This is a genomic window from Kitasatospora sp. NBC_00070 (genome assembly GCF_045041205.1).
Taxonomy (GTDB): domain Bacteria; phylum Actinomycetota; class Actinomycetes; order Streptomycetales; family Streptomycetaceae; genus Kitasatospora.
Map to the genome: position 1 here is coordinate 6,384,056 of NZ_CP108247.1, position 21,159 is coordinate 6,405,214.

Consider the following 21,159-nt stretch of genomic DNA (forward strand, 5'->3'; position numbering starts at 1 on the left):
GTCAGGAACTCTTGGCGAACGGGCTGTCCGCGATCAGGCTGGCGGGCCGCAGGTCGGTCCAGTGCTCCTCGATGTACGTCAGGCAGGCGGACCGGGAGGTGGCGTCCTGCACGGTGTTCCAGCCGGCCGGGACCTCGATGGTCGCGGGCCACAGGGAGTGCTGGTTCTCGTGGTTGACCAGGACCAGGAACTGCCCGTCCTCGTTCTCGAAGGGGTTGCTCATCTCGTCCTCCTGGGACTTGTCGAATGCGCTTACGGGGGAAAAGCTAGGGGGGTTCTCGAGCCGTTCGAGGAAGTGCCGCAGGGCAGTTGACCGGCAGTTCTGCCGCCGCCGGCCGGTGCGCTCTCAGCGCAGCGCGGGGGTCCGCCGGACGGCGCACGCCTCGGCCAGCCGGAGCGCCACCGGCAGCAGCCGGTCCAGCGTCGGCGGGCCGAACACGGAGAGGCCGACCGGGAGTTCACGGAAGTGGCCGACCGGCAGCGAGATGTTCGGGTAGCCGGCCAGTGCGGCGGGGGTGGAGCTGCCGGGGGTGCCGGGGTCGCCGAGCTCGTAGTCGATGACGGGCGCGGGTTCGTTGCTGGCCGCCAGCACGGCCTGGACGCCGTACCGGCGCATGGTGCGGTCGAGCAGCCTGCGGGCCTGTTCGCGCGAGCTGTGCCGGGCCAGCCCGGCCTTCGCGCGCTCCGGCTCACCGATCAACTGGGCCTGCTCGAACAGGTCTTGGTCGAAGAGCGAGAGCTCCACCGGGTCGGCCCGGTTGCCCTCGATCAGCTCGGCCAGGGTCTGCGGCCCGCCGGGACGGCTGCGCAGGTACGCCTCCAGCCCCGGGCGGAACTCCGCGTACATCGCCAGCAGTCCGTCCTCGACGGTCTGCCGGTCCAGTGCCAGGTCGATCGGCACCACCGCGACCCCGGCCGAACGCAGCGCCTGCACCGCGGAGTCGAGCACCGCGTCGACCGCGCCGGGCATCCGGGGCACCCGCCAGAGGCCGACCCGGAGCATCGCCGGGTCGGGTTCGGCGGGCGGCCGGCCGGTGAGCGCCGCGATCGCCAGGGCGGCGTCGCCGAGCCGGGCGGCCAGCACCCCGACGGTGTCCTGGACCGGTGAGATCGGCACGATGCCGTCCAGCGGCAGCAGCCCGGTCTCGGGCTTCACCCCGACCACCCCGCACAGCCCGGCCGGGCCGACGATCGACCCGTCGGTCTCGGTGCCCAGCGCCAGCGGCGCCATCCCGGTGGCGACCGCCACCGCCGAGCCCGCCGAGGAGCCACCCGGGCTGCGGTCCAGCCGGTACGGGTTGCGGGTCTGCCCACCGGTGCCGGACCAGCCCTCGGTGGCCTGGGTGGAGCGGAAGTTGGACCACTCGGAGAGGTTGGTCTTGCCGAGCACCACCGCGCCCGCCGCCCGGAGCCGGCTGACGATCCCGGCGTCCCGGCGGGGCGGGTTCCCGGCCAGCAGCCGGGAACCCGCCGTGCCCGCCAGCCCGGCGGTGTCGATGTTGTCCTTGACCAGTACCGGGATGCCGTCCAGTGGGCCGCGTTCGGCCCCGGCGGCGTACCTGCGGTCGGCCTGGGCGGCCTGCTCCAGGGCGCTGTCGTCCACCGCGAGCACCGCGTGCACCAGTGGGTCGACCAGCTCGATCCGGTCCAGGCAGCGCCGGGTGAGTGACACGCTGGTCAGCCGGCCCTCGCGCAACTGCCGGTGCAGATCCGGGAGTTCCGGGAAGGCTGCGGTGCTCCGGTCCAGGTGTCCGGTGTCAGTCAAGGCGGACACCCCGCAGGCTCGGGGTGCCGACCACGATCAGCGCGGCGGCGACCGCGAAGGCGGCGAAGACGGTCATCGCGGTGCTGAAGCCGAGCAGGGTCACCATGGTGCCGACCGCCACGTTGGCCAGCGGGGCGCAGGCGAAGATGGCCAGCGAGAGCACCGACATCACCCGGCCGCGCATCGCGGGCTCGGTCCAGCGCTGCGCCATCGAGACCAGCACCAGGCCGAACTGACCGGTCACCAGGCCGAGGACGCCGTACAGCAGCATGCCCAGCAGCAGCGAGTCGATGAAGGCCATCGCGGTCAGGCAGACCGCCGAGGCGGCGACCCCCAGGGTCAGCACCAGCCCGCCGCGCCGGCCGGGCGGCCAGGCCATGGTGAGCACCGAGCTGGCCACCGCGCCGACGGTGTAGCCGGTGAGCAGCAGACCGGCGCCGGTGGCGCCCGCGTCGAGCCGGTTGGAGAGCAGCACCAGGCCGATGTTGACCGGCGGGGCGCAGGCCAGCTCGGTCAGCGCGATCACCAGGATCACCAGCCGGATCCGGCGCTCCTTGCGGAGGTAGCGCAGCCCGTCCAGCAGCATCTCCTTGAACGGCGGCTTCGCGGGCGCGGGCGCCGCCGGGTCCGCCGGGGCGGGCGGGGCGACCGGCTCCCGGGTGTAGCGCACCCGGGCGGAGGCGAAGGCGGAGAGCAGGAAGCTGACCGCGTTGGCGACGGCGACCAGTGGGACCCCGCCGAGGGCGATCAGCCAGGCGCCGATCGGGCCGCCGGCCGCCTGCCCGCCCCGGATGCCGAAGACGAACAGCGCGTTGCCCCGGACCAGGTCCTTGTCGGCCAGGATCAGCGGCTTCACCGACCCCGAGGCGGGGATGAAGAAGGCGCTGATGAAGGCGAGCAGCAGCGCGGCCCCGAACAGGATCGGCACCGACGGGGTGCTCAGGCCGACCACCAGCGCGGCGGCCAGCATCACGGCGCCGCGCAGCACGTCGGTGATCACCATCACCCGGCGCGGACCGCTGCGGTCGGCGATCACGCCGCCGCCGAGCAGACCGATCAGCCGGGGCAGGCTGGCCAGCATCAGCACGGTGCCGGTCATCGCCGGGCTGACGTCCCGGATCAGTGTCCAGGTCAGCGCCACGTACCAGGCGGAGTCGCCGAGTTGGGACAGGCTCATGGCCCCGGTGAAGGACAGGTAGTTCAGGCCGAGCGGCCCGTCGGCGCGCTTGGGCACCGGTTCGTTCTCGGTACGGGGCAGGGTGTCAGCCATGGTGGAGCACCTCCGGGATTCGGTGGGCCGGAGCCCCGGCCGAGGGCACGGGGGTCGGCCAGACGTCCTCGGGACCGAGGGCGGCGGGGGCGTACTTGCCGAGCGAGCTGATCAGCAGCCGCAGTTCGAGGGCCAGGCACTCCACCAGCCTGGTCAGGCCCGCCTCCGGGTCCTCGTCGGTGGCCAGCAGGGCGGCCCGGCCGAGACCGGCGGCGGTGGCGCCCAGGGCCAGGCTCTTCACCACCCGGCTGCCCTCCCAGAACCGGCCCGAGGCGAGCAGGCAGTCACTCCGGGGGCCGATCCGGGCCAGGCACTCGCCGAGCGGCAGCCCGGAGTGCGCGAGGGTGGCGACCGGCGCCCAGCCGGTGCCGCCCTCGGCGCCGTCCACGGTGACCGAGTCGGCGCCGGCGGTCCAGGCGATGTCGGCGGCCAGTGCCACGTCCCGGCCGGGGTGCAGCTTCACCCAGACCTTGACCCGGGGGTAGTTGTTGCGCATCAGCCGGATCTGCTGACGCAGGATCTCCTCGGTGAAGGTGCCCGGGCTGCTGCACCGCAGCACCCGGTCGGCGTCCGGGCCGAACACCTCGTCCAGCGCGAACTGTTCGTCCACCCGGGCGGCGGCCGCCCGGTCCAGCACGGTCATCCCGCCCAGGCCGGGCTTGGCGCCCTGACCGACCTTCAGCTCGAAGGCGAGCCGGCCGCTCTCCAGCAGCGGCCGGGCGGCCGGGTCGCTGTAGACCAGGTTCCACACCTCGGCGTCGGCGTCCTCGGTGCTCTGCTGCACCGCCACCCCGCCCAGCCCGTCCGGTAGTTCGTCCAGGTAGGCGGCGATCCGGCCGAGCGCGGTGCGCCGGGTCTGCTCGCCGCCCCGGCCGTAGCCGCTCATCGGCACGATGTTCTCGCCGATCACCATCGGGATGCCGAGCCGTCCGGCCTGCCGGCCGGCGGCCAGCACCTGGTCGGTGCCGGCCGCCCGGGTGGAGCCGAAGGCGGAGAGGTAGAGCGGCAGGGCGGAGCGCAGGCCGCCGATCACGGTGTCCAGCGCGACGTCGGTGTGCAGCGGCTCGCGGCCCAGCTCGATCAGCTTCTCCAGCCGCTGCGGCATGAACACCGGCGGGGTGATCCGCAGTCGGTCGATCGGGTCGGTGGAGGTGCCGCCCTCCGCGCCGAACAGGGTGTGGCCGTAGTGGGCGTCGGCCGGGAAGGCGGCGGCCGCCCCGAGCCTGGCCCGCTCCCGGACCGCCTGCTCCGGGAAGCCCCGGGTGCGCAGGCCGGTCACGGCGACACCACACCGGGCAGCTTGGGGAAGGCGTTGGCCTGCCAGGCGCCGTCCAGCCCGGCCAGGTAGCGGGTGAACCGCTCGACCCCGATGCCGAAGCCGGCGCTGGCCGGGATGCCCTCGCGGACCAGTTTGAGGTACCAGCCGTACTTGGCCGGGTTCTCGCCGGTCTCGCGCATCCGGGTGACGATCCGGGCGTAGTCGTACTCCCGCTCGCTCCCGCTGCACAGCTCGCCGTAGCCCTCGGGCGCGAGCAGGTCGAAGTTCCGCAGCACGCCCGGGTCCTGGGCGCTCTCCCGGTCGTAGAAGCCGCGTGAGCCCTTCGGGTAGTCGGTGACGAAGAACGGCTGGGCGGAGCGGGCGGAGAGCAGCGCCTCGCCCTCCCAGTCGATCTCGGCGTCCGGGTTCTGCGGATGGCCCAGACCGATCAGCTCGGCCACCGCCTCGGCGTGCGTGCGGCGGCCGAACGCCTGGTCCAGCAGCGCGCCGAAGACCGAGGTGTCCCGGCCGAGCGCGGCGAACTCGGCGGGCAGGTCGGTGACCACCCGGGCGACGATGTGCCGGACCAACTCCTCCAGCACGGCGGTGATCTGGTCCCGGGAGGCGCCGGCCATCTCCACGTCGATCTGGTGGAACTCGGCCAGGTGGCGGCTGGTGTTGGCGGTCTCCAGCGGCTCCAGCCGGACGTTCGGCGCGATGCAGAAGATCTTCGGGAAGGCCAGCAGTGACGCCTGCTTGTAGAGGATCGCACTGGTCATCAGCTTGTACTTGTGGCCGTAGAAGTCGACGTCCACCTGCTTGGAGCCGCGCCCGCCCGGGTCGGTGACCGGGCCGATGATCGGCGGCAGCATCTCGGCGAACCCGGCGCCGGTGAGGTACTCCCGGGCCGCCGCCAGCATGTGCTGCTGGAGCCGGAGCACCGTACGGGTGGTCGGCGAGGTCAGGTGCTGCCGGGGGTCGGTCGGCGGGAGCAGCAGCTCCCCGGTGGTCGGGGCGTCGGCGGTGGTGGTCATCGGGCGTACTCCTTCTGCGGGGCGGGGGTGGTGAGTTGGCGGTGGCCTGCGGTCTCGACCGCGAGCCGGTCGAACCGCTGCTGGACGTAGGAGAGCGAGCCGAGCAGCCCGGACGAGGTCATCCGGCCGACGCCGCGCCCGGTGCCGCGCACCGGCATCGCGCCGGTGTCGGACCAGTGCAGCCGCCCGGCCGTGTCGAGGTAGCTGCGGGCCCGGCCGGCGTTGTCGGGGTGCAGGCAGTACGGGACGTCGAGCACGCCGAGCGCGAACGCCTTGGTGAGCGCCCGGCCGAGGTCCGGGTCCAGGTCGAGCACCGCCTGCACCAGGCCCAGCGCCTCCTGGTGGATGCCGGTGTCCTGGACGCTGGCGGTCGGCCTGACCTGCTCGGAGGCGCGGGCGGCGGCCTCCAGGGCGGTGACGTTCTCGGCGATGGTGGGGATCCGGTGCGCCTCGGCGGAGGTCTTCACGATCAGCCGGGCCGCCCCGGTCCGCACCGCCAGCCGGGCCGCCTCCTCCAGCAGCAGCCGGGCGCCGCCGGGGGTGCGCGGGTAGACGCCCATGTAGGCGTAGATGACGATGTGCCAGTCCAGGTCGCCGAGCAGGGCACCGGCGATCCGGCCGAGCGCGGTGACCGCCTCCTCGTCCTGGCCCGGGTGGGTCTGCTGGGCGTAGCTCAGCGAGACGCTGCGCAGGCCGTGCTGGCGGAAGAACAGCGCCTCCAGCACGCTGATCGCCACCAGGATTCCGGGCGGGGCGAGTTGGCCCATCATGCAGCCGCCGAAGGTCTCCAGGTGCGGCTCGGCGCCGTGCTCGCGCAGCCGGGCCAGGATGGCGCAGCTGGCCTCCCAGTTGGTCACCGACTGTGCGATCGGGGTCCGGCTGTAGGGCAGGCAGTAGGAGATCGGCCCGCCCTCACTGGCCGTCAGACCGGCTGCCACCACCGCCTCCAGGATGTCCTGCGGCGCGGCCGAGCCGTGCCGGACCTGGACCGGGAAACCGGTCCCGGCGATGCCCTCGGTGACCGCCCTGGTGGTGGCGGTGCTGTACGCCACGATCGGGTAGCCGTTCAGCGGCACGCCCTCGGCCAGGGCGCGGCGGGCCGCCTCGTGGTCGCCGACCCGGGTGTAGCTGTCCAGCGTGATGGTGCCGACGGTGCTGGCGTCGGCCCGCCGGGTGGCCAGCAGGCCCTCGCGCATCAGGTACGGGTCGCTCATCCCCATCCGGGGCTGCACCACCAGGTGGCCGGACCGGCGGGCGGCCTGCACGAAGCCGCCGAACGAGCCGGCCGGCAGCACGGGCGGGGTCATCGGGCACCCCCGGTGGGCAGTGCCCGCCGCCCGGCCGGCAGCGCCCGGACGAAGTCGTGGAAGCCGACGATGCCCGCGCTGTCCTCGAACACCGCGTCGAACCCGGCGTCCACCAACTCCCCGACGTGCGAGCCCTGTCCGGTGCCGGAGATGCCGAGCTTGCCGCCGATCACGATCGGCGTGCTGCGCAGCTCGGCGCAGTCCCTGAGCCGGCCGATCACCCGGCGGCCGTCGTTCAGGCCGTGCCCGTTGACGGTGGAGAGCACGATCAGGTCCGGGCGGCGGGTCCGGCACTCGTCGACCATCAGCTGGTCCGGTACGCAGGACCCGAGGTTGGTCACCCGGTGGCCGAGCTCCTCCAGCAACAGCTGGAGATAGATCAGGTTCCAGGTGTGCGCGTCCGAGGCCACGCTGGTGACCACGACGTCCAGGCCGGGGGCGTCCGGCCCGAGGGCGGGTGGGCAGGGGTGATTGTCCAGCTCCATGATCGACTCTCACAGGGGTGGTGGTGGACTCGCCGGGACGCGGGGTGCGGTGCGCGGGGTACGGGGGCACCGACCCGGTCGGCGGAGGCGCTCCGGTGGTGGCGCCAGCAGCAGACGTTAGGCAGCACGGGGGTCCGGGCCAGGCAGTTGGGACCGGCAGCAGAGCGGCGGTTCGGACTCTGCCGCTCGCACCTGCCAGGGCGGTGCGGCCCGGTGGCTCGCAGCGCGGCCGTCGGCCGGCGCGCGCGGGATCAGACCGCGGCGAGCAACCGGACGCCCGGCAGCGGGAGTTCGGCGAGCGCGCGGCGGACCAGGCGCGGCACGGCGAAGCACTCGCCGCCGCCCCCGGGGGTACTGCGGACCAGACCGCGGAGCAGCAGCGCGTGCACGCCCCTGGCCACCTCGGCGGCGGGACTGCCGACGTAGCCGACGATCTCCTCGAAGGTGCGCGGACGACCGCTGCCCGCCAGCAGCCGGAGCAACTGGCCCGGGCCGGGGCCGAGTTCCTCGGTGGCAGTGCGGACCGCGGTGCGCAGGTCGGGGCCGGTGCCGTCGGCGACCGGCGAGCAGGCCACCGCGAGCGGGTCCTCCCGGGCCCAGGCGAGCAGCCGGTGCGGCGGGTGGATCAGGCACCAGTCGGCGGCGTGCTCGATCGCGGCGGGCAGTCCGTCCAGCCGCGCGCACAGCTCGGCCACCACGGCCACCTCGCCGGCGGCGAGTTGGTAGCCGGGCCGGACCCGGCGGACGTGCGAGAGGAAGAGCTGCACGGCGTCCTGCCGGAGCAGCGCGGCCGGGTCGGCGCCGGGTGCGGGCCGGGGAGCGGCCAGCGGGGCCAGCGGCATCACCCGTTCCCCCGGCAGCCGGAGCGGTTCGGTGGCGGTCGCCAGCACCCGCAGACCCGGGTGCCTGCGCAGGAGTTCGGCGATGCCGGGGTCGCTCGGCGGTGCGCCGTCGAGCACCAGCAGGGCGTCGCCGGGGGCGGGCCGGCCGTTCGCGGTCCAGCAGATCTGCCAGCCGCCGGCCCGCAGCCGCTCGGCGACCTCGGTGGCCAGCCGGCTCTTGCCGACACCGGGGAGCCCGGTGAGCGAGATCAGCCGCTGCCCGCCGGAGCGCAGCAGTTCCAGCAGTGCGCGGACCTCGTCGGCCCGGCCGAGCAGGGTGAACGGGTTGCGCTGGGGAGGGGGTTCGGCGGGCTCGGCGGCCGCGGCGTCCTCGAAGGCCGCTCGTCGGGCGCCCTCCAGGCGCAGGGTGCTGACCAGCAGCCGGACGGTCTCCCGGCGTGGCCGGTGCACCCGGCCGGACTCCAGGTCGCGGACCGCCCGCACGCTCAGCGCGGAGAGGTCGGCCAGTTCCTGCTGGGTCAGTCCGGAGTTCCTGCGGAATTCCCGGAGCAGCCCGGAGAATCGGACGGAAATCATCATTTCGTCCACGGTTTCCGTTCACCACGTCTCTCTGTCCGGAATGATGTGTCCTGCGGGTCCGGCGGTAATGGCGAGGCGCTGGTGGTGGCCCGCTGCCGCCGCTCGGGCGGGGTGTCCCGAGCCGTGCTCCGCCGCCGGGGCCGCCCGGGTGGGGTGGCCGTCCGACGTGGTCCGACTCCGGTGCGGGTCAGCCCCAGCCCAGGTCAGCGGAGGTCGGGCTGGGCGAGGGCAGCGCGGTGACGGCGGGGGTCTGGGTGCCGCCGTCGGCGGTCGTGTCGGCGGCGGCCGAGCCCACCGTCAGGGTCGCGGCAAGGGCGGTGACGGTGGCGGCGACGAATACGGCGGCGGTGGTGAGAATCTTGCGGTCCATGGTTTTCCCCTCCAGAATCCGGGTGCTCTCCGGGTTTTCCCGACACCTTGAGTCTGCCGCGACCGGGAATGGCGGGTAAGGCCCCCCAAGGGGTCGTGAGTACGCCATGACGCAGACACGAGGGGTCCATACCTGACATAGTCGGACAGAGAGTGTCGGATGTGGTTGCAATGTGAAGGAATCGAGGGTGCGGTCAGGTGCTGGCGTGCCCGCCGGGCGATACGATTGCGGACGCTTTCCTCGCATGTACATTCGACCGGGATGGGACTGTGGTCTTGGGCTCCGTAGCGCCTGGCATCTCCTCGTTACTGGACCAACTCGGCCAGGAGGAGCTGGAGTTGTTCCAGTACGTGGTCGAGCGGCAGCAGGTGGACGGCGACGAGCTACGGGCCGGTCCGGCCGGCCCGGGCCGGGTCGACCGGCTGCTGGACCTCGGGCTGCTGAAGCGCTCGGCCACCCGTCCGGGGATGGTGGTGGCGGGCCTGCCGAAGGCGGTGGCGAGCGAGCTGCTGGCGCCGGCCCTGCTGGAGATCGAGGAGCGCCACCGCGCGGTCGAGGCGACCAGGGAGCGGCTGACGGTCTTTCAGAACATCTACGAGCAGGCCAGGTTCACCCCGGGCGACGCGGGCGGTGTGCAGCGGCTGACCGACCTGGACGTGGTGCGGGCGACCATCACCGAGCTGGCCGACCGGGCCGAGCACGAGATCCTCACCTCGCAGCCGGGCGGTGCCCGCCGGGACGACGTGCTCAAGGAGTCGCTGGAGAAGACCGAACGGGTGCTGAGACGCGGCGTGCGGATGCGCACGCTCTACCAACACACCGCCCAGTTCAGCACCGTGACGGTGGAGTACGTCGACCACGTGTCCCGGATCGGTGCCGAGATCCGCACCCTGGGCGACGGCTTCATGCGGATGCTGGCGTTCGACCAGTCGGCGGCCGTGATCGCGATGCGGGACAGCGACTCGGGCTGCCTGCTGCTCAGCGACCCGAGCCTGGTGGACTTCGCCATCGGCGCGTTCGAGCGGGCCTGGACCAGTGCCACGCCCTTCCCGGAGAACTACAGCCAGGAGCGGGTGCTGGCGATCTCCGAGGACATGAAGGTGTCCATCGTCCGGTTGCTGGTCCAGGGCCTGGAGGACCGGGCGATCGCCCGCCGGATGGGCATGTCGCTGCGCACCTGCCAGCGGCACGTCTCCGACATCATGGACAAGCTCGGAGCCCGCAGCAGACTGCACGCGGGCTTCCTGATCAGCGAGTTGGGCGTCGACCTGAACCCCACCGGTACGCTCGGCGCCCCGGTCCGCTCCACCGAGTGACCCGGCGCCGGGAGCCGGCACGACGCAGCCCCGCGGGCCGGTGACCGGCCCGCGGGGCTGTTGGACTGCTCTGCCGGTACCGCCCGTCAGTAGCGGGTGGTGACCGTGGTGCCGGTGAAGCCCTGCTGGGCGTACAGGCTGAAGTAGACCCAGCCGGCCGGCGGGTTGCTGATGGTCAGCGTCTCGCCGTTGCCGCCGTTGGTGGACTTCTGCAGGTACGAACCGGTGGTGGCCCAGCTGCCGCCGTTGTAGTAGAGGTCGGCGTTGCCGGTGCCGCCGGCGGTGGTGATGGTCAGGCTCTGCACCCCGGCGGGCAGGTACAGGAAGCTGTAACGGTAGTTGCCGGTGCCGGCGTTGACGTCGTCGCGGCGGCAGTTCTTGTCGAACTGCCGGATGTCGGCGCCGGTGCACAGCGGGGCCTGGACCGGCGGCAGGGCGCCGCAGTTGCCGGCGCCGCAGGCGGTCAGCCAGGTGGCGAAGTCGGCGTCGTAGCGGGTGCCGATGGTGGAGGTGAGCAGGGTGCGGGCGGCCGCCCAGTTGCCGGCCCGGTAGTGGCCGAGCAGGGCGGTGACGTCCTGGGGGTGCGACTGGAGCAGGTAACGGACCGCCAGGTAGCCCCAGTTGTAGATCCGGGTGGAGTCCGCGTTGTCGTAGGTGGTGTCGAACAGCTCGCTCAGCTTGTAGGTGTGCAGGGCGGCCTGGGCGATCGCGTCGTCGTAGCGGACGTTGCGGTAGCTGTAGGAGACGTACTCGGCGACACCCTCGACCCACATGATGGTGGGGGTGGCGACGCCCGCGTCGAAGTCGCCGAGCATGTTGTAGCGGCCGTCGAGGTAGTGGGTGTACTCGTGGTTCAGGTTCCAGATCGAGAACGTCGGACGCAGCCAGCTGGCCTCGTGGGCGATGAACCGGGCCTGGTTGCCGGCCTTGGCCGGGTCGCCCTCCAGGTACATGCCGCCGTTGTCGACCTCGATGTCGTAGATCGACCAGGCGTAGAGGCTGTAGTCGTAGTAGGCGTCGAAGACCACCACCTCGAGGGCGGTGTTGACGTCACCGGCGACCGGACCGTTGTCCTTGACCAGACCGTGGAAGAAGGCGTCCTGGTTGGCCAGGCTGGTGCAGGTGTCGGCCAGCTCGGTGGCGGTCATCTGCTGGGCGCGGATCCGCAGGCTCGGGCTGCAGGTGTGGTTGACCGTCAGGACCAGCGGGATCAGCCGGGTGGGCAGGTCGCAGAGGCCGTAGTAGGAGCAGTTGCCGGTGTCGCGCTTCTCGGCGAACCAGGCCAGGTTCATGGTGAGCGGGCCGGTCGCGCCGACCAGCGGGTAGCGGTTGACCAGGTCCTTGACCAACGGCCGGGCCTGCGCCTTGAGCTCGGGGACGGCGAGCAGGCCACCGAGCTGGATGCCGAGGTCGGTGGCCAGGTCGCCACCGTTGATCATAGAGCTGTTCCGGGTGACGAAGCCCGACATCGCGCCGGCGAAGCTGCTGTCGGCCGCCAGCGCGGCGACGAAGGCGGGCAGCTCGGTGCCGCGCTCGATCACCGTCTTGGTGTTGGCCACCGCGTCGTACATGGCGCCGGTCCAGCTGCTGGTGTAGGTGTTCAGCAGGCCCTTGACCACGCCGGTGTAGCGGGCGTTCTCCCGGGCGCTGTCGATCAGGGTGACGGCCTCGGCCAGCGTCTCGCCGTTGGCCTGGGTGACGTCCTTGGAGCGCGGGGCGGCGAAGAACGCGTCCAGACCGCCGCGGATCGCGCTCTGCAGCGGGGAGTTGTAGGTCCCGACGACGTCCGGGTACTTCCACTGCACGTAGTAGCCCGCGCGCAGGAAGACCACCAGCTGGCCGGCCGAGCCGGAGTTGGTGCCGTTGTAGGAGGCGGCGCTGTCCCGGAGGGCGTTGGCGACGGTCACCATCTGGGCCTCGCGGAAGGTGCCCTGGGCGGTGGTGCCGGTGAGGTCGAACAGCGAGTTCACGCAGTCCAGGCTCGCGGCCTTGACCTGCTGGACCAGGACGCTGCCGGTGCTGGTGGTGAAGTTGCAGGCGGCGGCGACCGGGTCGGCGGCGGCCGGGGCGGAACGCAGCTGCTTGGACTGCTTCGTCGCCACGGTGGGCAGGGTGGCGGCGGCCTTCGGCGCGTCGGTGGCCTCGGTCGCGGCGCCCGGGGTCGGGCGGCCGTCCTTCGGCACCTCGGCGGACTTGGGCACGGGGACGGCCCGGGTCGAGGGCTGGCCGGTGGGCGCGGCCGGGCCGTTGCCGGTGGCGGGGGCGCCGCTCGCGGCCCGGCTCTGCGGGGCGAAGAAACCGAGGGTGAGCAGGAACGCGAACGCGAGGGTGAGCAGACGGCCCAACTGGGCCAGGGGTATCCGGGAGGGTCGCACGGTGGGGCCTCCGGGCCGGTTCGGTGGTCGCGGGCTTGGGGGCGCGATCACTTGATGTGTGACATGTAAAATGGCACACATCACACTGCTCACGAAAGAGTCCGGCAGATATCAACTGCGCATCGGCCGGGCCAAGGTCCGGTGACGGCCCGTCAGGGGCTGGTGCTACGGTGCCAGCACCGTCGGCAGGCAGGGGGAGCGCGGGTGGAGTGGGGGACCTTGGTCGCGACGCTGGGCGGCGCCGTGATCGCGATATCCGGCACGGTGCTGGCCGACCGGATGCGGAACCGGCACGAGGTGGACCGGGGGCTCGACGCCCGGCGGCGGGAGGTGTACACCGCCTTCATCGCCGCCGCGGGCACCGCGCACACCCAGCTGGTGAAGCTCGCCCAGGCGGCCGCCGCCGATCCCGGCCCGGCCGGCCCGGCTGGCCTGGCCGAGTCGGCCAGCCGGGCCGCGCTGGTCGACTCCGGGGTCTACGACGCCCGCGAGCGGCTGTACATCGACGCCAGCGAGGCCGTGGCCGGTGCCGGGCAGCGGATGTTCCAGCAACTGCGGGCGCTGCGCCGGGTGGTGGGCGGCGGCGCGCCCCAGTCCTCGACCGCCTTCCACGAGGCGTACCACCCCTACATCGAGGCGGTCTGGGCCTACCGGATCGCGGTCCGGGCGGAGCTGGAGGGCGACGCACTCACCCCGGCGGTCTTCGGCTGGTCGGCCTGGGACGGCCGGGAGCGCTGCCCGGTCTGCCGCACCGCGCCCGTCCCGGTGGTCTGAGACCGGCCGCCTGAGCCCCGGCCGATTACCGGATCGCACCGGCGGTCCGGGAGGATGGGAGCATGACCGAGATTCGCACGCCCCGCCTGCTGCTGCGCCGCTGGACCGAGTACGACCTCGCGCCGATGGCCGAGATCAACGCGGACCCCGAGGTCATGCAGTGGATCGGCGACGGCTCCGTGCTCGACCTGGAGCAGACGGCGGAGGCGATCGAGCACTGGGAGGACGGCTGGGACGACGAGGGCTTCGGCCTGTTCGCCGTCGAGCTGCTCAGCTCGGGCGAGCTGGCGGGCTTCGCCGGGCTCTCGGTGCCGTACTTCCTGCCCGAGGTGCTCCCCGCCGTGGAGATCGGCTGGCGCCTCGGCCGCCAGTTCTGGGGCCAGGGGTACGCCTCCGAGGCCGCCCACGCCGCGCTCGAGTTCGCCCTCGAGGACCGCGGCCTGGACCGCGTCATCAGCATCGCCAGGACGGGCAACGACGCCTCCGAGAACGTGATGCGCAAGCTCGGCATGGAGCTCGACCACGAGACCACCGACCCGGCCACCGGCAACCGGCTGAGCGTCCACTCGATCGACCTGACCCAGTACGTCTGACCCCCGGTCGCCGGGGCCGGGGGAGACGTACCCGGTCAGGTGGTCCGGGCGGCCAGGGCGGTGGGAAGGTCGGCGAGGCGGTCCAGGACGTGGTGGGCCTCGCCGAGGGCGGGGGCCCGGTGGGTGGTGGTGAGCGCGACGACGAACATGCCGGCCCGGCGGCCGGCGGCGACACCGGCCGGGGCGTCCTCGATCACCACGCAGTCGGCGGGATCTGCCCCGAGGGCGCGGGCGGCGGCCAGGTAGCCCTCCGGATCCGGCTTTCCCTCGGCGACGTGGTCCGCCGCGACCAGGACGGCGGGCACCGGGAGACCGGCGCTGCGCAGTCGGCCGGTCATCAGCCGACTGGGGCCGGAGGTGACGGCGGCCCAGCGGTCCGCCGGGAGCGCGGCGAGCAGTTCGGTGGCGCCGGGGACCGGGCTGAGCAGGTCGCCGCCGGCCGCCTCCAGCACCTGGATCCGGGCCATGACGGCGGGGACGTCCGCTGCGGCGAAGAACATCGGCACGACCTCGGCGTCCCGGCGGCCGTGGCAGACCGCGAGGATGGCGTCCGCGTCGGCACCGAACTCGGCCGCCACCTGCCGCCAGACGTCGGTGATCAGCCGGCTCGAGTCGACCAGGGTGCCGTCGATGTCGAACAGCAGGTACGGGCCGGTCCCGACGGGCGCGGGCCGGGCCGTCATCGGGTGCCCGCCGCAGCCGTGGCCAGCGAGCGGAGCGCGGCCGCCACGCCGGCCGGGTCCCGGAACAGGGCCGAGGCGACCACCAGCCGGTCGGCGCCCGCCGCCCGCAGCTCGGCGGCGCGCTCGGCCGTCACCCCGCCGTCGGCGGCGATCCGGATGTGGTCGAGGCCGCGGGCGTCCAGCTCGGTGCGCAGCCGCCGGATCTTGTCCACGGTGTAGGGCAGGAAGTCGCTGGTGCCGGGATTGACCGCCATCACGACGACCTGTTCGACGAGGTGGGCCACCTCCTCGACGGCCGAGAGCGGGGTGCCGGGGTTGAGCGCCAGGCCCGCCGCGACGCCGGAGCGCTCCAGCTCGCGCAGCACCCGGCCGATGTGCGGGGTGCCCTCGACGTGCACGGTCACCAGGTCGACACCGGCTCCGGCCAGGCCCTCGACGTACACCTCGGGGCGGGCCACCTGGAGGTGCGCGTCGAGCCGGCCGGCGAAGGACTTGCGGATCGAGGCGACCGCCTTGAGGCCGAAGCTGATGTCCGGGACGAAGACGCCGTCCATCACGTCGAGATGGAGCAGCTCGGCGCCGGCCGCGGCGACGTCGGCGACGGCCTGGCCGTACTCCAGCGGGTCGGCGCCGAACAGGCCGGGGACGATGGTGGTCGGAGCGCTCATGGGATGGCCTCTCGGTGCTGGGGAAGGGGCGGGGCGGTGGTCAGGACCGGCCGACGACGGACAGCAGGGTGTCGGCCACCAGGTCGACGTCGGCGGGCGTCATCTCCGGACGCAGCGGCAGGCAGAGCGCGTTCTCCGCGAGGAAGTCGGCGTTCGGGTAGTCGGCGGGGTCGAAGTCGTGGGCGGCGAACGCGGGCTGACGGGCGATCGGCACCGGGTAGCGCACGACCGCGTCGACCCCCGCCGCCCGCAGCGCGGCCAGCGTGGCGTCCCGGTCGGGGACGATGACCTGGTACATGTGGAAGACGTGCCCGGGGCCGGCGTCGGGCACCCGGACGGCGCTGCCGGCCAGGGCCCGGGTGTAGCGCCCGGCGAGTTCGCGGCGGGCCAGGTTCCACGCGTCGAGGCGGGGCAGTTTGTGCTCCAGCACCAGCGCCTGGACGGAGTCCATCCGGCTGCTGTAGCCGGCCTCCAGGTGGTGGTTCTGTTCGAGCTGGCCGAGCCCGCGCAGCGAGCGCAGCCGGTCGGCCAGCCCCGGCCGGCCGGTCACCGCGGCACCCGCGTCGCCGGCCGCGCCCAGGGTCTTGGACGGGTGGAAGCTGAAGCAGCCGACGTCACCGAAGGTGCCGACCTGACGGCCCTGCCACCGGGCGCCGACCGCCTGGGCGCAGTCCTCGGCCAGGGCCAGGCCGTGCCGCTCGGTCAGCGCGGTGATCCGGTCCAGGTCCATCATGTAGTCGGTGTCCGTGCAGTCGACCAGCACCGGGACGGCGCCGACCCGGACGATCGCCAGCACGGTGGAGTGGAAGGTGTTGGCGACGGTGACGACCTCGTCGCCCGGTCCGATGCCCAGCGCGTGCAGGGCGAGCACCAGGGCGTCGGTGCCGGAGTTGAGGCCGATCGCGGTGTCGGCCCCGACCTGGGCGGCGAAGGAGCGCTCGAACCGCTCGACCGGCTTGCCGAGGATGTAGTCGCCGGAGAGCAGCAGTTCGGAGATCCGACCGGTCAGTGCGGCGAGGTCGTCGAACTGGGCCGGGTAGCCGTAGCGCGGGACCAGCCGGGTGTCCGAACGCGTTACCCACGAGGAGCTGCTCGCCCTGGACGGCACCTACGCCCGGCTCTTCCACCTCCAGGCGGCCCGCTTCGGCTCCACGGGAGGCGGCGGTGCCGCTCCCGACGACACCGCTCCCGACGACACCGCGCAGCCGACCCTGGAGTCCGCCCGATGAGCCTGGTCCTGCTCGCCGCCCGCCGGTTGGGCGGGCTGGCCCTCCGGCGCGGCGGGCGCCGCCTGGCGGTCGCGGCCGGCCTGCTGCTGCTCGGCCACCTCGCCACCCCCGGCATCGCGCTGGCCCTGCGCCGACTGACCGACGAGGCGCTGGCCGGTCACGGCGGAGCCGCGACCGTGGCCGCCGCCGTCGCGGCCGCGCTGCTGCTGGCCGAGCTGATGCTCGGTCACTTCGCCCACCTCTCCTACTTCGAGGTCGGCGAGGAGGTGGAGAGCCGGCTCCACCGCGAGCTGGCCGAGGTCTCCAACGGCGTGCCCGGGCTGGCCCACGCCGACCGGCCGCGGTTCGCCGACACGGTGACCCTGGTCCGGAACGAACTGGGCCGGGTCCGGGCCGCGCTGGAGGCGTTGCTCCAGTTCCTCGGCCTGGCCGTGCAGGCCGTGCTCACCACCGTGCTGCTCGGCTCGGTCAGCCCCTGGCTGGCGCTGCTGCCGCTGGCCGCCGTCGCCCCGGTGTGGCTGGGCCGCCGTGCCCAGGAACTGTCCGAGGCCGCCCGCGAGGCGACGGCCGAGCGCACCCGGTTCGGTCACCACCTGCTGGGCCTGGCCACCACCGCCCGGTCGGTGACGGAGCTGCGCCTGCTCGGTGGCGGCCCCGAGCTGATCCGGCAGTACACCGCCACCTGGCAGGCGGCCTCCGGAGCGCTGACCCGGGCCGAGGCCAAGGCGGCCGGCCTGCGGGCGCTCGGCCAGCTCTGCTTCGCCGCGGCCTATGGCGGCGCCGTCCTGCTGGTGGTCGCCCGGGCGGCCACCGGTGCCTCCGGTGTCGGCGACGTGGTGCTGGTGATCGCCCTCGCCGTGCAGGTGGCCGTACAGGTCTCCAGCGCGGTCGGCCAGTTCGGCGTGGTGCAGGGCGCGGGGCGGACGGCGGAACGGCTGGAGCAACTCCGTCGGTGGTCCCGCGCGGAACACGGCGAGCCCGCCGCCGCAGCGGACCCGGTGCCCGGCCGGCAGGCAGGCGCGGCGCCCGCCCGGCTCCGGCAGGGCATCCGGTTGGAGAACGTCGGCTTCCGCTACCCCGGCAGCGACCGGCCGGCCCTGAGCGGCGTCGACCTGCTGATCCCGGCGGGTGCCACCGTCGCCCTGGTGGGGGAGAACGGCGCGGGGAAGAGCACCCTGGTCAAGCTGCTCTGCGGTCTCTACCGGCCGACCGAGGGCCGCATCCTGGTGGACGGCACCGATCTGCGCGACCTCACCCCGGCCGCCTGGAGCGCCAAGGTCGCGCCGCTGTTCCAGGACTTCGCCCGGCTGGAGCTGCTGCTCCGGGAGAGCGTCGGGGTCGGCGCGGTCGACACCGTCGACGAGGACGCGCCGGTGCGGGTCGCCCTCGCGGCGGCCGGTGCCGAGTCGGTGCTCGCCTCCGTCCCGGACGGCCTGGCCGGGCTGCTCGGCCGGGGCTACGGCGACGGAGCCGAACTCTCCGGCGGGCAGTGGCAGTTGCTCGGCCTGGCACGCTGCCTGATCCGCCGCGACCCGCTGCTGCTGGTGCTGGACGAACCCGCCGCCGCGCTCGACGCGGCGGCCGAGCACGCGCTCTTCAACCGCTTCGACCGTACGGCGGGGGCGGCCGCCCGGGAGCACGGCGCCGTGGTGCTCTTCACCTCGCACCGCTTCTCGACGGTCCGGCAGGCCGAACTGATCGTGGTGCTGGAGCACGGCTCCGTCCGCGAGTGCGGCGGCCACGCCGAACTGATGGCGCAGGACGGCCCGTACCGCGAGCTGTACGAACTCCAGGCCCGCGCCTACAGCTGACCGCACCCGCCGTTCGGGCGGCTTCGCGGACCGACCCAGTACCGGAGAACCCATGCACAGCCGACTCGTCCTGCACACCGTCGAGTCCCACACCGAGGGCATGCCCACCCGGGTGGTGACGGGTGGCGTCCCCCCGATCCCCGGCGCCACCATGGCCGAACGCCGCCGTCACTTCCTGGCGCACCTCGACCACCTGCGCACCCTGCTGATGTACGAGCCGCGCGGGCACTCCGCGATGAGCGGGGCGATCCTGCAACCGCCGACGCGGCCGGACGCGGACTGGGGCGTGCTCTTCATCGAGGTCTCCGGCTGTCTGCCGATGTGCGGCCACGGCACCATCGGAGTGGCGACGGTGCTGGTCGAGACCGGCATGGTCACGGTCACCGAGCCCCGGACGGTGATCCGCCTGGACACCCCGGCCGGCCTGGTGGAGGCGGACGTCGAGGTCGCGGACGGCCGGGCGCGCAGCGTGACCCTGCGCAACGTGCCGTCCTTCGTGGACCGGCTGGACGCGGTGGTCGAGGTGCCCGGCCACGGCCCGCTCCGACTGGACCTGGCCTACGGCGGCAACTTCTACGCGATCCTCCCGATCGACCGGGTGGGCCTGCCGTTCGAGCGGAGCGAGGGAGCCCGGATCCTGAGCGCGGGCGCGGCGATCATGGACGCGGTCAACGAGCAACTCCGCCCGGTGCACCCGGAGTTCCCCGAGATCGCGGGCTGCCACCACGTCCAGTTCCTGGCCCCCGGCTCCACCGCCCGGCACTCCCGGCACGCGATGGCGATCCACCCCGGCTGGTTCGACCGCTCGCCCTGCGGCACCGGCACCAGCGCCCGACTCGCCCAACTGCACGCCCGGGGCGAGCTGACGGTCGGCGACACCCTGGTGAACGAGTCCTTCATCGGGAGCCGCTTCACCGCCACCGTCCTGGAACGGACCACGGTGGCCGGCCGTCCCGCGATCGTGCCCGCCGTCACCGGCCGGGCCTGGCTGACCGGCACCGCCCAGTTCTTCCTGGACCCCGAGGACCCGTTCCCGGCCGGCTTCCTGCTCCAGTAGCCCGCCGTCGCCCAGCCACGGCGACGCCGCCACCCGGTCTCGGAAGTGACCCGAGGTCAGATGACGGAGAATCGATCGAGCGCGAGCCTCAAGGCATCGGGCTCCACATGGATCCCCCCGCCGAAAGGGTGGTTCATGGCTGACAACAGGGTCAGCACGCCGGCCAACAGCAGTGCCAGCCCGCCGATGCCGACGATCCCCGGCCAGGTCAGCTCATGGATCTGGAGCGCGGCGGTGGCCACCAGCAGCACCGCGGACAGGATCAGCCCGATCCAGAGGTAGTTCGGAACCTCCTGGGAGACGGCGAGCATCCGCGCGCGCCGGGCGTCGCCCACTTCCCTGAGCGCCAGCAGCGAGTCCCGCGCGAAGGTCTGCTCCTGCTTGGACTCACCCGCCGTGTCCTGCAGTTTCCGCCGCAGCTCGTCGTACAACTGCTGGGCCCGAGGGCTGGATCGGCCCTTCGCCATCACGGGCCACTCGTCGTCGATCACCGTGACGGTGTACTCACGCGCCAGCTCACGGACCTCCGTGCGTGGCGTCTCCGACAGCGGGCGCGTCGCCCAGTAGAGGTTCACCAGGCTCGAACCCTCGTTGCTGACCTCGTCGCCGGCCTTGCTCAGGCTCGCACCGGCGGAGACGATCGAGAGAGCCAGAATGAAGCTGAACAACGTCCTGTTGAGGGCCGAGAAGTGTTCGATGCTGTCCTTCAGCGCGGACCCTTCGCGCCAGCGCTCCGGGACGTACCGCACCATCAGGACCAGGGTGAGAATTGACACGATGACACATGAGATCGCCAAGGCGATTGCAGATAAGCTCACGTGCGGAGTCAACTCCACCGGGGCGCCCCAGGTATGGTCCACAATTGAACTTCCACTCCATTGAGTTCACAGGAGCGGTCGGCGTTTACCGGTGCACCGTACGCGATGCATACGACGGTCGCCTGTCCGGATCTACGCCACGACCTCGCCGGTGCCGCTGCCGGTGCCGCCCGGTCGGCGGTGCGGCGGCGCGGCCGGGCGGGGGATCAGGTCGGTGTCGAAGGTGCCGTCGGCGATCTGGCGTGCCAGCAGGCCGAGTTGGTAGTGGTGGGAGCGCGCGAAGGCGCGGAACGCGGCGAACGCCTCGTCGACGCTCAGCTGCCACCGTTCGGCGAGCAGGCCCTTGACCTGCTCCAGCAGGACACGGCTGTTCAGGGCGGACTGGAGCTGGCCCCGTTCCAGTTCGCTGTGGGCCAGGGTGCGTTGTTGCAGGATGGCGATGGTCGCCAGGTCCGCCAGGGCCTGGGCGAGCGTGACGTCATCGGCACTGAGCGGGGCGGGATCGGTCTGGAACAGGCCGAGCACCCCGATGACCCGCCCGCGCAGCCGCATCGGGATCGCGTTGGTGGAGACGAAGCCGGTCTCCCTGGCGATGGCGGCGAACCGCGGCCAGGCCGAAGTGGTCAGCGGGTCGTGCAGGTTGATGGCGGTGCGCGGGGTGCCGGAGCGATAGCAGTCCACGCACGGGCCCTGGTCGTGCTGCAGGGCGAACAGTTCCAGGACCCGGGTGTGCTCGTCGGAGGCGGCCAGCACCTGCAGGTGGCCGTGCTGGTCGGCGAGCAGGACGCCGACGGCGGCCACCTCCAGGAGTTCCATGCAGCGTTCGGAGAGCTGCTGGAGGAAGTCGATGAGGTCGAAGTCGTCGATCAGGGAGTCGGCGACCTTCACGAAGACCTCGGTGAGCTGCTGTTCGCGGGTCATGGCG

At 73.0% G+C, this 21,159-nt stretch carries 21 protein-coding genes; 6 read left to right on the forward strand and 15 right to left on the reverse strand.

Features of this window, described 5'->3' with window-relative positions; genetic code table 11:
- Nucleotide 1: 1 nt before the first annotated feature.
- The 9 genes from OHV05_RS28970 to OHV05_RS29010 form a co-directional block, all read right to left on the reverse strand.
- Nucleotides 2-223 (reverse strand): MbtH family protein, encoded by a 222-nt coding sequence (locus OHV05_RS28970; protein ID WP_405020296.1) that lies wholly within the window; start codon nt 221-223, stop codon nt 2-4.
- A gap of 123 nt (nt 224-346) precedes the next feature.
- Nucleotides 347-1,765, reverse strand: coding sequence for an amidase family protein (locus OHV05_RS28975; protein ID WP_405020297.1), 1,419 nt, complete (start codon nt 1,763-1,765; stop codon nt 347-349).
- Complete coding sequence (locus OHV05_RS28980; RefSeq protein WP_405020298.1) at nt 1,758-3,035, reverse strand: MFS transporter; 1,278 nt, start codon at nt 3,033-3,035, stop codon at nt 1,758-1,760. The genes OHV05_RS28975 and OHV05_RS28980 overlap by 8 nt, the downstream gene beginning before the upstream one ends.
- Nucleotides 3,028-4,314 carry a glutamate synthase-related protein gene (locus OHV05_RS28985; RefSeq protein WP_405020299.1) on the reverse strand — a complete coding sequence of 429 codons (1,287 nt, stop codon included), beginning with the start codon at nt 4,312-4,314 and terminating at the stop codon, nt 3,028-3,030. Before OHV05_RS28985 ends, OHV05_RS28980 begins: the two co-directional genes overlap by 8 nt.
- Nucleotides 4,311-5,327, reverse strand: coding sequence for an asparagine synthetase A (locus OHV05_RS28990; RefSeq protein WP_405020300.1), 1,017 nt, complete (start codon nt 5,325-5,327; stop codon nt 4,311-4,313). Before OHV05_RS28990 ends, OHV05_RS28985 begins: the two co-directional genes overlap by 4 nt.
- Nucleotides 5,324-6,634 carry a methylaspartate mutase gene (locus OHV05_RS28995; RefSeq protein WP_405020301.1) on the reverse strand — a complete coding sequence of 437 codons (1,311 nt, stop codon included), beginning with the start codon at nt 6,632-6,634 and terminating at the stop codon, nt 5,324-5,326. Before OHV05_RS28995 ends, OHV05_RS28990 begins: the two co-directional genes overlap by 4 nt.
- A complete protein-coding gene (locus OHV05_RS29000) occupies nt 6,631-7,119 on the reverse strand; it encodes a cobalamin B12-binding domain-containing protein (RefSeq protein WP_405020302.1) in 489 nt (162 codons plus the stop codon). The genes OHV05_RS28995 and OHV05_RS29000 overlap by 4 nt, the downstream gene beginning before the upstream one ends.
- Before the next feature lie 251 nt (nt 7,120-7,370).
- Nucleotides 7,371-8,540, reverse strand: a complete 1,170-nt coding sequence (locus tag OHV05_RS29005; RefSeq protein WP_405020303.1) for an AAA family ATPase — start codon at nt 8,538-8,540, stop codon at nt 7,371-7,373.
- A 187-nt stretch (nt 8,541-8,727) separates the two neighbouring features.
- On the reverse strand, nt 8,728-8,910 hold the full coding sequence (locus OHV05_RS29010) for a hypothetical protein (protein ID WP_405020304.1): 183 nt from the start codon (nt 8,908-8,910) through the stop codon (nt 8,728-8,730).
- Between the two features lie 275 nt (nt 8,911-9,185).
- Between OHV05_RS29010 and OHV05_RS29015 the strand changes: the two genes are divergently transcribed.
- Nucleotides 9,186-10,226 (forward strand): LuxR C-terminal-related transcriptional regulator, encoded by a 1,041-nt coding sequence (locus tag OHV05_RS29015; protein WP_405020305.1) that lies wholly within the window; start codon nt 9,186-9,188, stop codon nt 10,224-10,226.
- 86 nt (nt 10,227-10,312) lie between these two features.
- Here the strand turns inward: OHV05_RS29015 and OHV05_RS29020 are convergent, their stop codons facing one another.
- Nucleotides 10,313-12,601 carry a collagenase gene (locus OHV05_RS29020; RefSeq protein WP_405020306.1) on the reverse strand — a complete coding sequence of 763 codons (2,289 nt, stop codon included), beginning with the start codon at nt 12,599-12,601 and terminating at the stop codon, nt 10,313-10,315.
- A 219-nt stretch (nt 12,602-12,820) separates the two neighbouring features.
- Here OHV05_RS29020 and OHV05_RS29025 point away from each other — a divergent pair, with 219 nt between their 5' ends.
- Together OHV05_RS29025 and OHV05_RS29030 are read left to right on the forward strand one after the other, a co-directional pair.
- Nucleotides 12,821-13,375 carry a CchlQ gene (locus tag OHV05_RS29025; RefSeq protein ID WP_405020307.1) on the forward strand — a complete coding sequence of 185 codons (555 nt, stop codon included), beginning with the start codon at nt 12,821-12,823 and terminating at the stop codon, nt 13,373-13,375.
- A 62-nt stretch (nt 13,376-13,437) separates the two neighbouring features.
- A complete protein-coding gene (locus OHV05_RS29030) occupies nt 13,438-13,968 on the forward strand; it encodes a GNAT family N-acetyltransferase (protein ID WP_405020308.1) in 531 nt (176 codons plus the stop codon).
- Between the two features lie 35 nt (nt 13,969-14,003).
- Here OHV05_RS29030 and OHV05_RS29035 read toward each other — a convergent pair whose 3' ends face one another.
- The 3 genes from OHV05_RS29035 to OHV05_RS29045 are packed head-to-tail and all read right to left on the reverse strand — an operon-like array spanning nt 14,004 to nt 16,427.
- On the reverse strand, nt 14,004-14,651 hold the full coding sequence (locus OHV05_RS29035) for an HAD-IA family hydrolase (RefSeq protein ID WP_405020309.1): 648 nt from the start codon (nt 14,649-14,651) through the stop codon (nt 14,004-14,006).
- Nucleotides 14,648-15,319, reverse strand: coding sequence for a ribulose-phosphate 3-epimerase (locus OHV05_RS29040; RefSeq protein WP_405020310.1), 672 nt, complete (start codon nt 15,317-15,319; stop codon nt 14,648-14,650). Before OHV05_RS29040 ends, OHV05_RS29035 begins: the two co-directional genes overlap by 4 nt.
- A gap of 40 nt (nt 15,320-15,359) precedes the next feature.
- Nucleotides 15,360-16,427: a DegT/DnrJ/EryC1/StrS family aminotransferase gene (locus OHV05_RS29045; RefSeq protein WP_405020311.1), complete on the reverse strand. Its 1,068-nt coding sequence runs from the start codon at nt 16,425-16,427 to the stop codon at nt 15,360-15,362.
- On the opposite strand from OHV05_RS29045, the gene OHV05_RS29050 reads away from it, so the two are divergent.
- Genes OHV05_RS29050 through OHV05_RS29060 form a run of 3 tightly spaced genes read left to right on the forward strand, consistent with a single transcriptional unit; the run spans nt 16,381 to nt 19,416 of the window.
- On the forward strand, nt 16,381-16,548 hold the full coding sequence (locus OHV05_RS29050) for a hypothetical protein (RefSeq protein ID WP_405020312.1): 168 nt from the start codon (nt 16,381-16,383) through the stop codon (nt 16,546-16,548). The genes OHV05_RS29045 and OHV05_RS29050 overlap by 47 nt on opposite strands.
- A complete protein-coding gene (locus tag OHV05_RS29055) occupies nt 16,545-18,359 on the forward strand; it encodes an ATP-binding cassette domain-containing protein (RefSeq protein WP_405020313.1) in 1,815 nt (604 codons plus the stop codon). Before OHV05_RS29050 ends, OHV05_RS29055 begins: the two co-directional genes overlap by 4 nt.
- Before the next feature lie 52 nt (nt 18,360-18,411).
- Nucleotides 18,412-19,416, forward strand: a complete 1,005-nt coding sequence (locus tag OHV05_RS29060; protein ID WP_405020314.1) for a proline racemase family protein — start codon at nt 18,412-18,414, stop codon at nt 19,414-19,416.
- 56 nt (nt 19,417-19,472) lie between these two features.
- Here the strand turns inward: OHV05_RS29060 and OHV05_RS29065 are convergent, their stop codons facing one another.
- The gene (locus OHV05_RS29065; RefSeq protein WP_405020315.1) at nt 19,473-20,192 is read right to left on the reverse strand and encodes a hypothetical protein; all 720 of its coding nucleotides are present in this window, start codon (nt 20,190-20,192) and stop codon (nt 19,473-19,475) included.
- A 174-nt stretch (nt 20,193-20,366) separates the two neighbouring features.
- The gene (locus OHV05_RS29070) at nt 20,367-21,155 is read right to left on the reverse strand and encodes a GAF domain-containing protein (RefSeq protein WP_405020316.1); all 789 of its coding nucleotides are present in this window, start codon (nt 21,153-21,155) and stop codon (nt 20,367-20,369) included.
- Nucleotides 21,156-21,159 lie beyond the last annotated feature (4 nt).